12 protein-coding genes and 1 tRNA gene are annotated in these 12696 nt (G+C 38.6%); 10 read left to right on the forward strand and 3 right to left on the reverse strand.

Going from position 1 to position 12696, the window contains the following annotated elements:
* Positions 1-35 precede the first annotated feature (35 nt).
* Positions 36-1199 carry an outer membrane protein assembly factor BamD gene (locus RMB06_RS00645; protein WP_032004253.1) on the forward strand — a complete coding sequence of 388 codons (1164 nt, stop codon included), beginning with the start codon at positions 36-38 and terminating at the stop codon, positions 1197-1199.
* 157 nt (positions 1200-1356) lie between these two features.
* Positions 1357-3225: a DNA primase gene (locus RMB06_RS00650; protein WP_032004254.1), complete on the forward strand. Its 1869-nt coding sequence runs from the start codon at positions 1357-1359 to the stop codon at positions 3223-3225.
* Here RMB06_RS00650 and hemA read toward each other — a convergent pair.
* On the reverse strand, positions 3222-4505 hold the full coding sequence (hemA, locus tag RMB06_RS00655; protein ID WP_005803203.1) for a glutamyl-tRNA reductase: 1284 nt from the start codon (positions 4503-4505) through the stop codon (positions 3222-3224). The genes RMB06_RS00650 and hemA overlap by 4 nt on opposite strands.
* Before the next feature lie 88 nt (positions 4506-4593).
* On the opposite strand from hemA, the gene RMB06_RS00660 reads away from it, so the two are divergent.
* From RMB06_RS00660 to panD, 8 genes are all read left to right on the forward strand, one after another.
* Positions 4594-6303 carry a tetratricopeptide repeat protein gene (locus RMB06_RS00660; RefSeq protein ID WP_311077892.1) on the forward strand — a complete coding sequence of 570 codons (1710 nt, stop codon included), beginning with the start codon at positions 4594-4596 and terminating at the stop codon, positions 6301-6303.
* Positions 6304-6307: 4 nt separating this feature from the next.
* Positions 6308-6886, forward strand: coding sequence for a lipoprotein insertase outer membrane protein LolB (gene lolB / locus RMB06_RS00665; RefSeq protein WP_005070955.1), 579 nt, complete (start codon positions 6308-6310; stop codon positions 6884-6886).
* A gap of 18 nt (positions 6887-6904) precedes the next feature.
* Positions 6905-7738, forward strand: a complete 834-nt coding sequence (gene ispE, locus RMB06_RS00670; RefSeq protein ID WP_060466115.1) for a 4-(cytidine 5'-diphospho)-2-C-methyl-D-erythritol kinase — start codon at positions 6905-6907, stop codon at positions 7736-7738.
* Positions 7737-7811, forward strand: a tRNA-Gln gene (locus RMB06_RS00675). Before ispE ends, RMB06_RS00675 begins: the two co-directional genes overlap by 2 nt.
* 36 nt (positions 7812-7847) lie before the next feature.
* On the forward strand, positions 7848-8798 hold the full coding sequence (locus RMB06_RS00680; protein WP_002120445.1) for a ribose-phosphate pyrophosphokinase: 951 nt from the start codon (positions 7848-7850) through the stop codon (positions 8796-8798).
* A 96-nt stretch (positions 8799-8894) separates the two neighbouring features.
* The gene (gene rplY / locus RMB06_RS00685) at positions 8895-9191 is read left to right on the forward strand and encodes a 50S ribosomal protein L25 (protein ID WP_002120443.1); all 297 of its coding nucleotides are present in this window, start codon (positions 8895-8897) and stop codon (positions 9189-9191) included.
* Positions 9192-9211: 20 nt separating this feature from the next.
* Positions 9212-9793 carry an aminoacyl-tRNA hydrolase gene (gene pth, locus RMB06_RS00690; protein WP_002120328.1) on the forward strand — a complete coding sequence of 194 codons (582 nt, stop codon included), beginning with the start codon at positions 9212-9214 and terminating at the stop codon, positions 9791-9793.
* Positions 9794-9924: 131 nt separating this feature from the next.
* A complete protein-coding gene (gene panD / locus RMB06_RS00695; RefSeq protein ID WP_002120296.1) occupies positions 9925-10305 on the forward strand; it encodes an aspartate 1-decarboxylase in 381 nt (126 codons plus the stop codon).
* A 45-nt stretch (positions 10306-10350) separates the two neighbouring features.
* Here panD and RMB06_RS00700 read toward each other — a convergent pair whose 3' ends face one another.
* Together RMB06_RS00700 and RMB06_RS00705 are read right to left on the reverse strand one after the other, a co-directional pair.
* Positions 10351-10911 carry a GDYXXLXY domain-containing protein gene (locus RMB06_RS00700; RefSeq protein ID WP_311077826.1) on the reverse strand — a complete coding sequence of 187 codons (561 nt, stop codon included), beginning with the start codon at positions 10909-10911 and terminating at the stop codon, positions 10351-10353.
* A complete protein-coding gene (locus tag RMB06_RS00705) occupies positions 10908-12692 on the reverse strand; it encodes a DUF2157 domain-containing protein (RefSeq protein ID WP_311077827.1) in 1785 nt (594 codons plus the stop codon). Before RMB06_RS00705 ends, RMB06_RS00700 begins: the two co-directional genes overlap by 4 nt.
* Between the last annotated feature and the right edge of the window lie 4 nt (positions 12693-12696).

Consider the following 12696-nt stretch of genomic DNA (forward strand, 5'->3'; position numbering starts at 1 on the left):
TGTAGCTCATTGCCCAACATAACAGAGGAGTTTTTATGTCGCTACCACGTTATAAAATTACGATGCTTGCCTTATCTTTAGGCGTAGCGTCTGCATTTGTGGGCTGTAGCAGCAATCCAAGTAAAAAAGAAGTGGTCGATACTGGCCCTCAATCTAGTGAACAAGCTTACTTCGAAAAGGCCCAAAAGTCGCTTGATCGTGGTCAATATCTTGATGCGACCAAGTCTTTAGAGGCAATCGATACTTATTATCCGACTGGACAATACGCTCAACAAGCACAACTTGAACTTCTATATTCGAAATTTAAACAAAAAGATTATGAAGGCGCCATTGCCTTAGCAGAACGTTTTATTCGTTTAAATCCTCAACATCCAAATGTGGATTATGCTTATTATGTTCGTGCTGTTGCCAATATGGAGCAAAACTACGACAGTTTGATGCGTTATACCTCTTTGCAACAGTCCCATCGTGATGTGAGTTATTTAAAAGTTGCGTATCAAAACTTTGTTGATTTAATTCGTCGTTTCCCAAGTAGCCAATATTCTGTTGATGCTGCTCAGCGTATGAAATTCATTGGGCAAGAACTTGCTGAAAATGAAATGACTGCTGCTCGCTTCAACGTTAAGCGTAAAGCTTGGATCGCCGCTGCAGAACGTTCGCAATGGGTGATTGAACACTATCCACAAACACCTCAAATTCCAGAAGCTTTAGCTACTTTGGCATATAGCTATGACAAGTTAGGTGATAAAGCTACTTCCCAACAATATATTGAAGTTTTAAAGCTTAATTATCCAAGCCTTGTGAAAAAAGACGGCACAGTTAACATGCGTGCTGCTCGTAAAGAAGGTAACTGGATCAACCGTGCAACTTTAGGTATCTTCGGTCGTGAATCGACTGCTGCAACGCCAGAGAGCACAACTGAAGCAGAAGCTCCAAAACGTGGTTTCCTCAACCGTGTTAGTTTTGGTTTAATTGGTAATTCAGATAAAGAAGAAACTGAAGCACCAGAACAAACACCTGTTGAAGCTCCTAAGTCTGAACGTAGTTGGACAAACCGTTTAAGCTTCGGTTTATTAGACAAACCTGAGTCACAAGCAGCAGAAAATACAACTGTTGCACCAGCTGTAACCTCTACTGAAGCTTCAACTGATGTTCAATCAGACGAGGCAACACAAGGTGCGGATGACGCTGCTCAATAAGTTTAAGCTTTAAAAAACATCAACAAACAGGCAAGTGATATCACTTGCCTGTTTGTTTTTATAAAATATTAAAATATTTATTGGGCATATCTCGATTCATCATGTCAGAATATTCTGACTCACTGTCTCATCAAGTTTTAATACGGTTATCTGAATTATGGCAATTCCACAGCATACGATTGATCAAATTTTAGATCGCACAGATATTGTCGATCTGATTGGTCAGCGTGTGAAATTGAAAAAAACCGGACGTACATATTCCGGCTGTTGCCCTTTTCATCAAGAAAAAACGCCATCATTCCATGTCTACCGTGACAAACAGTATTATCACTGCTTTGGTTGTCAGGCTAACGGAAATGCAATCCGTTTTCTTATGGATATTGATAACCGAAACTTTATTGAGGTAATGAAAGAATTATCGAGCAGTACTGGAATTGAATTACCCAAAGATAATACTGAGAATAAAAAACTATCTTATACCCGTCAGGTTACAAAGCCACCTGTTACTAAAACAAATACGGCTGAGCCTGTAACTTCACAGCAGCCATCAGATGAAAGCTACAACACGCTTGAACCCGTATTTTTTGATGACCCTTTTGCTCAGTTCGAACAGCCGTTTAGCTTTGATGAACCAGTTCAAGAAGGTAATTTATATGACTTACTGGAAAATGTTGCTCAGTTCTATGAACAACAATTACCTCATAGTCAAAAGGCAAAAAATTACTTTAAACAGCGTGGACTAACCAATCAGACTATTCAATTTTGGCGCTTAGGCTATGCTCCAGAAGACTGGCAACACCTAGAAAAAGCTTTTCCTTATGATATTGACGGCTTAAAACAACTTGGACTTATCCGCTCGAGCGATAATGGCCGTGATTTTGACCTATTACGTGACCGCGTTATTTTCCCAATTCGCGACCCGAAAGGCCGAGTGGTTGGCTTTGGTGGGCGTGCATTAAATGATGAAATCAAGCCCAAATATATTAACTCGCCAGATTCAGAAGTCTTTCATAAAAATCAGCTACTTTACGGACTTTATGAAGGTAGAAAACTTAAATCTAGCGATTGGTTAATGGTTGAAGGCTATATGGATGTCATTGCGCTTCAGCAATATGGCATTACAGGAGCTGTAGCAACCTTAGGGACTGCAAGTAATACTGAACACCTTAATATTTTATTTAAACAAAATAGTCGTATTACCATTGCTTTTGATGGTGATGCTGCTGGTCAAAAAGCAGCACGCAGAACTTTAGAAATTGCTTTACCCCTTCTCAATGATGGTCGTGAACTTAAATTTTTTGTTCTACCCAATGATCACGATCCAGACTCTCTCATCCGTCGAGAAGGACTCGAAAATTTTCAAAAACTATTACAACAAGCCCCTCTTTTGTCCGATTTCGTGTTTGCGCACTTAACAGGTCAACACGATATCAGTACGCCTGAAGGGAAAAGCTTAGTCATGGGAGAACTCAGAGAACTCACCGAGTTATTGCCAAAACAAGGTTCTTTCCGTTACTTACTTACTCAATCTTTCCGTGAAAAACTCGGTTTAGGTAAGCGTTTTACCCCACAAATTAGTCACGATGCATCTTTATCTTTTAACATTCAAACCAAAGACGAAGATTTTGCGATAGCAATTTTAATGCATCATCCTTTTCTTTATATTCATTTCGAAGGATTACGGGCTTATATTCAGCAAGATGAATTATTGGCTAAAGTACTGGCAATCTTAAACCGTATTTTTGATGATTTACCGGATGATCAAGAGTTGGCAACTTATTATGTGCTTGGTGCGTGTAGTAGTTACTGTCATGAAATCGCCGATATTATGCAAAGAACAAATATTCAGGCATTAACACAGGCACCTGAGGTAGCTGACAAGTTAGCTAAGGAATATTCGCTAAGTCTGCAAGAAAGATATTTACGTCAGAAGCTGAAATCACCGATTTCTTTAATTGAATCAAGAAATCTAAGACAACAATTGAATGAATTAACAAAACAAATTAGCTTGAAACTGTTGTCTTAATGTTTTGGCTTACGCTCATGATCAAATACATCCTGTAAATGCTGCTGTAACCATTCAAAATAATCAGGATTTTCTGCTTTGGCCGCTTCACGTAGTAATATCGATGTAGGATGCATAAGTTTTTGCGTTAAACGATGGGCAAATTGCTGTAATACCTGCTCGGCATTCTCACCATGATGCAAAGCTTCTAATGCATGCGTAAGCTCTTGTTGACTAATCTCTTCACTGTGTTGGCGGTAAGCATGAATGGTGCTACCAGCCTCTTTAACCTTTTGATGAGTAATAAGCTGAGTCGCTAATTGATTCACCATTACTTCCGCTTCAACTGCCGCCTGACGACGTTGAGCGAGGTTCTCATCAATCACACTTTGTAAATCATCGACACCATACAAATAGACACCATCAAGTGCTTCAACTTTAGGATCTATATCACGTGGCACTGCTAAATCAACCATTAACATTTGTTGGTAGCGGCGTTTTTTTAATGCAGCCTTAACATCAGAATAAGCAATAACTTGATATAAACTTCCAGTACAGCTCGACACGACATCAGCACGATATAAATTTTCTGCTAATGCTGAAAACTCAATAATTTCAACTTCAACCTGATGTGCAATCTCCTGAGCCAGCTGGTCAGCACGCTCACGGCTACGATTACAAATAATAATCTTCGCGACACCCATTTCAGCCAAATGTTTAGCCACCAAGCTATTCATTTCACCCGCAGCAACCACCATAACAGTAAGCTTTTCAGGCTTACTAAAAACCTGTAAGGCCAGTTGTGCAACAGCATACCCCATCGAAACAGCATGACTACCTACCGCAGTTTCGGAACGTACACGTTTAGCTGCATAGAAAGCGTATTCAAAAACACTATTTAATTCAGGAGAGACCGTTTGCGCTTCTTTAGACAATGCCAAAGCACTTTTAACCTGCCCTAAAATTTGTGGCTCACCAAGCATGAGAGAGTCTAGACCACTCGCCACTCGCATTAAATGTGTAATGGCCTGCGTATTCTCGTAACGATAAACATGATGAATTAACTGCTTTACATCAATATTATTGGCATCGGCTAACCATTTTAGAAGGCTTTCGGCGTTTTCTGCCATGGCATAAACTTCTGTACGGTTACAGGTCGAGACAACCACCAAATCCTTTAAGTTTTGGTGATGACGTTGTTCGGCAAGCAAACGACTTAATCGCTCTGCATTGAAAGCAATTTGTTCGCGGAGTTCTACAGAAGCTGTTTGATGGTTGACACCCAATGCAAAGAAAGACATATCAGATCATCATTTCGCTAAATTTATGCTATTGTGCAACATCGGTGTCATAAAAAGCATTACTTTGGATCAATAAAAATTGCGTCAAATGAATAGCCGTATTAATTTTAACGGTGCTTCGATAAGACAGTATTCTACCACATTCTTGTTGTTAGGTAGCATGTCCTCGTATGTCTATGCACGTCCTGTGCAAGAGACCTATGCCGTGCATTCATTTGATCAGGCACTAGAGCAAACGATGGTCGCTGAATTTGCTCTAGCTTATGACGATATTCCAAACGCTTTGCATAATTACACAGTGCTCGCAATTAAAAGCAACTCTACATCAATTAAGCAGAGAGCTTTAGACGTTGCACTTGAATATAATGATTTACAAGCTGCGTTAAATATTGCTACACACTGGGTAGCTCAAGAACCTAAAGATGTACCAGCTTTATTTTATTTGTCACACATTGCTTTAAAAACGCACGAATATCAGCTTGCTGCTGAGACATTAGATAAAATCTTAAAGATAGATCCCACTGCTGATTTAGAACAAATTTTAGCCATCATTGCTCCAGAAAATGCGCAGGATCGAGAAGTACTATTAACAGCTTTACGTTCTAGCGCAGAAAAAGACAATCCTTCTATTTTGGCACTCATCGCCAATTTAGAGGCTCAAAATGGCCAATTACAAACTGCGCTAACCAACATTAACAAAGCATTACGTCGACGTCCTAAAGTAACGAGCTTTATTTTAATGAAAGCAAACTTACTTATTGCTCTCAGCGATCAAGAAGGTGCGCTTAAATGGTATGCAAAGTCGAGTCGTAAAAATAAGAAAAATTTAGATATTCGATTAGCTGAAATCCGCTATCTCATACAAATTAACCAATCTCAGCTTGCGTTAGAAAAACTTGAAAAGATTATAGAAACCAACCCTAAAGCTGAAGAAGCCTTATTTATTGCAGGCTTAACAAGTATTGATTTAAAGCAATATGACAAAGCGGAACAATATCTTGTTGACCTACGAAACTCGGCAAAATATCAAAATGAAGCGTATTACTACTTAGCCATTAATGCAGAGCGTAAACAGCATTATGAAACTGCAAAAGCTTACTATCGTTTAGTTGATGGCAGTTTATATGTGGTATCTAGACGAAACTTGATCGCAATATATGATAAACAAGAAAACTTACACGATGCTTTACGGTTCCTTACTCAAGAACGAGTAAATTATCCTCAACATGCAAGTTTCTTATATCAAGCCCAAGCTGAAATCTTAAAGAAAATGGGCAATAAAAAAGCTGCACTAAATCTATTAGATGAAGCAATTAAAAACCTACCCGACGACCCAGAACTGATTTATGCGGAAGTTTTATTACTTGATCCATATACGGACCGTGACAAGCTGGACAAAACCTTAAAACAATTATTACAACTTGAGCCCAACAGCCCAACTTATCTAAATGCATATGCTTATACACTAGCACTGCAAAACCGTCGTTTAAAAGAAGCACGTCAGTATGCAGAGCAAGCATTAGAATATGCGCCTGAACAGGCCTCAATTCTTGATACGCTAGGTTATATTGCATTTTTACAGAATGATTATGAAGCTGCGGCGGAAGCCTTAGGCAAAGCGTATGAACTTAGCCATAATATAAATATTGGCGTTCGTTATGCTAAAGCTTTGTATATGCAAGGGTCACTCACGCAATTTAGCGCAGTGTTACAACAACTGAAACAAAAACATGCCAATGATCCACAATTACAACAGCTTGATGCGTTAATTTTACCTACATCTGCAAAAAAGAGTTAAATATATGAGCAAATTTGCCCAACTGTGCACAGCGATCTGTGGATCAAGTGTATTATTTCTAACCGGTTGTCAGCATTTTACTCAACCAAAACCAGCGGTTACCCAACAAGTTCAAGACGAAAAACACTTTAATTTACAAGGTAAGATTGGGGTTCGTACACCACAGCAAACCGGTAGTGCGTTTTTTACCTGGCTTCAACAGCAAGATAATTTTGATATCGAATTAAGCGGTATTTTAGGCGTTGGAAAAACCCAAATTCAGGGTAAACCAGGCGAAGTAACTTTAAACAGTTCTAAAACAGGACTTATTAGCGCAGCCTCTCCAGAAGAACTTTTAGAACGTGCAACGGGTTGGCAAGCACCAATTACACACTTAACAAGCTGGATTTTAGCAAAACCAGCAACGCTAAATGCTCAAATTACGAAAGACGCTGCAAATCGAGTGAGTCAACTGATTGAAGATGGCTGGACAGTTAATTTCAGTTACGATGGTGAACAAACTTTGCCAAACAAACTGGTTTTAAAGCAAGCTCTTGCTGAAGATAAAGAAAACCGTATTACAATGGTCATCCAAAACCGCTAAGTCTAATTATATAAATCTATGATTCGAGTTCCTTCCCCTGCTAAGCTCAACCTGTTTTTACATATTACAGGCCGACGTGAAAATGGTTACCATGAGCTACAAACCATTTTCCAACTAATTGATTTATATGATTGGATGACATTTACACCGACTTTGGGCGAAGAAATCAAAATTGATGGGTTGAGTGAAGTTCGAGCTGAAGAAAACTTGATTTATCGAGCAGCTCAAATACTAAAACCACATGCAAAAAAACTTTGTGGCTTGGACATCAAAATTGAAAAAAATATTCCAATGGGTGCGGGTCTAGGCGGCGGTTCATCTAATGCCGCCACAACACTTATTGTGTTAAATCAATTATGGGAATGTGGCCTAGAGAAAGAACAACTTGCGGACTACGGTGTTAAGCTCGGTGCCGATGTTCCAATTTTTATTTATGGTAAAAATGCATGGGCTGAAGGCATCGGTGAACATTTATCATTCATAGACTTAGATCAAAAACAGTTCATTATTTTAAAACCTGATTGTTTTATCAGCACTCAATTGCTTTTTTCACAAAAAACATTGACAAGAGACTCTAAGACCACTAAATTTTGCGCCTATCAGTTAGAACCTTCTAATTTTGGAAATAACTTTGAGCCACTGGCTCGGCAGTTATACCCTGAAGTAGAAGAAGCAATGCAATATTTAGATCAATTTGGTCAAGCAAAGCTTACAGGTACAGGTGCTTGTGTTTTTATTGAAGTAACGAATGAAATGAATATTGATGAAATTCTTAAGCATTCACCATGTAAATCTTACTTGGTAAATAGTTTAAAAGAATCTCCTCTTAATCATTTTAAGGTTACACGTTAGGGGCGTCGCCAAGTGGTAAGGCACCGGGTTTTGATCTCGGCATCCGTTGGTTCGAATCCAGCCGCCCCTGCCATCTATTTCATTACATACCAACCGCCAAGGGTGCTTCATGCCCAATCTTGTCGTTTTTAGTGGAAATGCTCATCCACAGTTCGCTCAAAAAGTCGTAAGTCACTTACATATCCCTCTAGGTGCTGCATCAGTCGGTCACTTTTCTGATGGAGAAATTTCAGTAGAAATTACTGAAAATGTTCGTGGTAAAGACGTATTTATCGTTCAGCCTACTTGTGCCCCTACCAATGATAACCTTATGGAAATCTTGGTTATGGCAGATGCTTTGCGTCGTGCAAGTGCTGGTCGTATTACCGCTGTTATCCCTTATTTTGGTTATGCTCGCCAAGACCGTCGTCCACGTTCTGCACGTGTGCCGATTACAGCTAAAGTTGTCGCAGACATGCTTACCACTGTTGGTATTGACCGTGTCGTGATGATCGACTTACATGCTGACCAAATTCAAGGTTTCTTCGATATTCCAGTCGACAACATCTACGGTACTCCTGCTTTGCTTGCTGACTTACGTCAACAACAACATGACAACCTTATGGTGGTTTCTCCTGACGTTGGTGGTGTAGTACGTGCTCGTGCTGTTGCCAAACAGATGGGTGACATCGATTTAGCAATTATTGATAAACGTCGTCAAAAAGCCAATGAGTCGCAAGTTATGCACTTAATTGGTGACGTAAAAGATCGTGATTGCGTTATCGTAGACGATATGGTCGATACTGCTGGTACATTGTGTAAAGCAGCTGATGCGCTTAAGCAATTTGGTGCACGTCGTGTAGTTGCATACGCAACTCACCCTGTACTATCAGGTAAGGCTATTGAAAACTTACGTAATTCAGTTATTGATGAACTGGTTGTGACTGATACCATTCCTCTTTCTGAAGAAGCATTGACCTTAGGCAAGATCCGTCAGGTTTCTGTTGCTAGCATGGTTGCTGAAACGATTCGTCGTATTAATAACGAAGAGTCTATCAGTGCAATGTTCGATAGTTTATAATATTGCAGCTTTTTATAAACCCTAGCCTTGGCTGGGGTTTTCTATCACTAAACTGGTCGCAAGTTTAGTCTTTTAAACTTTAATGAGGATTTACTCATGGCAAACTTCGTATTAAACGCTCAAGCGCGTGCTGAAGACAAACAAGGGAAAGGTGCGAGCCGCCGCCTTCGTCGCGAAGCTTTAATTCCAGCTATCATTTATGGTGGCAACGCTGAGCCTGTAACTGTTACTTTAGAACTTCGTGAGCTTGTAAAAGCTTTAGAAAGCAATGCTTTCTTTGAAGAAGTTGTAGAAATCAAAGTGGGCGACAAAGTTGAAAACGTTAAAATCCAAGCGTTACAACGTCACCCATCTAAAAACACTCCTATGCACGCTGACTTCAAACGCGCATAAGTGTTTAAAGGCGTAGATTAGTGTCAAATATTTCGCTAATTGTTGGTTTGGGCAATCCTGGTTCAGAATATGCCCAAACCCGCCATAATGCAGGTTTTTGGTTCATTGAACAGCTTGCTGACAAATATGGCATTACATTAAAAAATGATCCGAAATTTCACGGAATCAGTGGACGTGGTAATATAGAAGGACACGATGTCCGTCTACTTCTACCCACTACATTTATGAACCGTTCTGGACAAAGTGTAGTTCCATTTGCAAAATTTTATCAAATTGCTCCCGAAGCAATTTTGATTGCTCATGATGAACTTGATATGAACCCAGGTGTAATTCGTCTTAAAACAGGCGGTGGACACGGTGGTCATAACGGTTTACGTGACATTGTCCCTCATATTGGTCCAAATTTTCACCGTTTACGTATTGGTATCGGACATCCTGGCTCGAAAGAGAAAGTTTCAGGTCACGTACTTGGAAAAGCACCAAGTAGTGAACAAAGTCTGATGGATGCAGCAATTGATCATGCCCTTTCTAAAGTGAAGCTACTTGTTCAAGGACAAGTTCCACAGGCCATGAATCAAATTAATGCATATAAACCCACTTAAATTGTTGAACAATCATGCTTGCTATCTTGCTTTTTTAGGAGCAAAATGCGCATCAGCCACTTTGCCAACCGCAAAAGCTAAAGATTTCACCATAAGATCTACATCTTAGGTCTACTCAGGAGACGCTAGCCATGCTATCTCGTTTATTAAAATGCAAAATTCACCGTGCAGTTGTAACCCATGCTGAACTTCACTATGAAGGTTCTTGTGCAATTGATGGCGTATTGATGGACTTAGCTGGTATTCGTGAATATGAAGAAATTCATGTTTGGAATGTAACCAATGGCAAACGCTTCACAACTTATGCGATTCGTGGTGAAGATAACTCTGGAATTATTTCAGTAAACGGCGGTGCTGCACATCAAGCAGATGTTGGCGATTTAGTAATTATTGCTACATTTGGTGATTTTACTGAAGCTGAAGCAAATATTCATAAACCACGTTTGGTATATGCTAATCCAAATAATACAGTCAACCACACAGCGAATTGCATTCCTGTTCAAGTTGCCTAATTTATTTTAAGAATAAAAAGCCCGCATTGACGGGCTTTTATTATTTTATAAATCCTTAATAGTTCCTTCCCACCAGTTCTTTTGTTTTTCACAATTTAATGGTTGAAGCTGCTCTCCTCGTAATTCGAACAATATCGCCTCTCCTTCAGGATTTACCTTAAATTCAGCATATTTGGCTTTTTCATAACATTGAGCCAAGCCTTCTGCAAACAAGAAACTGCGAGAGGCAGGATATAAAGCCTGCAAACGATTTTCAGGATTTTTTAAAATTAACCTCTGCCCAGCAAATGAATTATTGATATCTAAAATGGTACGAACTACGCGATTTTGTGAATCCAAAATAACTTTTGCGGGAACGGAAGAGTGATTAAAAATCACCTGTTCCAGAGCCTCACCTTCACTTCCTGCAAGAGCTTTAAGAGATTGTAAATGTAATTCATAAGCCACTGCCATATAGTCACCTTGTAAAATTGAACGAGGATCAACTGGTTTAAGCTCAATAAAAATACTTTTACTATGGTGCAGATGCCATTCGTTTTTCGCCACTAAACCTGCAAAAAATAATAGCGTGATAACGGCAATAATAAGAGAAAAATACTTTTTCATTCTTTCTCTCCTTTAACAAGATCATTTTTATTTTCACGTTGAAGTAACCAAGACAGAGCCAACAAAACAATACCCGAAATAAAAATAGATGCACTCTTAGCTAGAAAAGTTATTTGTAGGTTGTAATAGAGCTGCCAGAACACAAAAACGAATACTGTTAAGCTCACTCCATACACAAGATAATCTTTCTTTTTTAATGCCCACGTTAAAATAATAAGCAGGATGAAAATTTCAAAATATCCCAACACAATAAGTAACACACCAAATATTAAAAAGGCGCAAAAAGTGAGTGTATTAAGTTGTCGATATAAATGAAGAACACTAAAGCAAAGTAACCAGACAACAGGTAGCAAATATAAAATCCATAACTGCTGATCTATCGAATTTTCTGGTACCAGCCCCATAAAAGTATCAAAAAAAGAAACTACAAGAATTACGACCAGCACGAATAAAAAAATACTACGCTCATATAGAGCTATTGATTTCTTCTTAGGTAAGAGTACCAAACTAAAAACCAAGTAACTGAGCAAAGTTAAATTTAAATAAGTCTGAGTAGAATGTATCGACCACAATGAATGGTCCAGTTGTAGCAAATAGATAAAAGCTATGCCATACGTAGCAAGCATTTGAATTAAAATGAAGAACCAATGTGGTTTAAGAAAATAACTAATACATAGAATAAAAATCTGTGCAATTAAAACCCATAGAATTTGGTCTGTTTCTGAACCAAGATGAAACAAGAAAGCGGTCTGCCCACTGATAAACAAACAATAGGCAAATTGCCGAAAGAAATAGCTTTGTGATTTCTTTAAAAGAATCAACGCCAATCCAACAAAAACAACTCCAATAATTAAAGAAATAGCTTCCCAAAACACCAGCGTAAAAGCTGCAAGTGCCAAGCCAGCAAGCCAAGCACCAATTGCCAATGGAATGATATAAAAGCGGCTTTGACGAAAAATTTTTATTAAAAGATAGCTAATCAGCGCAAACCAAATAAAAATAATGCCTGCAATCAATAAAAATATGAACTCATTAGAGTCTTTAAATAGGTTATTAATCCCATCTACAAGCCATATCGTTGCAGTCCCACCAAGAACAGCTGCCATCAAACTAGCACATAGCTGATCATCTTTTTTGAAGAAATAATAAAAAACGACTATTCCGGAAAAGAAGGCAGAAATTAGATAAGGAATATTCTCATTCGATAAATATTGAATCATTCCAATAATCGAAATAAAGGCGAACCAAGCGATAAAGACAAACCTTAAAGCACGATATTTGTTTATACATACCCAAAACTCAATAAGGCTTAATAGATTTAGAGCGATTAAATATAAATAAGGAAACTTTTCAGACCAGAAAGTCTGTTTAAAAAATAAAAAAAGTGTAAGTTGGCTGGTAATACAAATTAAAGCAAAGATTCCAATATTCGGCCGATATAACCACGGCAGTAAAAGCAATGTCCAAATTAAAAAAAGCAAATAACTGTCTGCACCAGTTTGATAAACCTGTCCAATTACAGCCAAGCTTAAACCTATCATCAAACCACAAACGCTATGTAAGGTCTGACTAACCCCATCGCTTAAAGTATCTTTTATGCTGAACCAAGCTGTGACAACTAATATAGCGGGCGGGATAGCGAGTTGAATACTGTCTGGAAGCATCAACCAGTTAGCAGCAATTAAATAAAGGATACTTACCGCCATAAATACATAACTGAAAATATGGAGGTGCTGAATAAATGAGCTATTGGTTAGAGGATAATAGTCTCTTATCTGCATGAAA

Origin of the sequence: Acinetobacter sp. V104_13, from assembly GCF_031798995.1 — a bacterium.
Taxonomy (GTDB): domain Bacteria; phylum Pseudomonadota; class Gammaproteobacteria; order Pseudomonadales; family Moraxellaceae; genus Acinetobacter; species Acinetobacter pittii.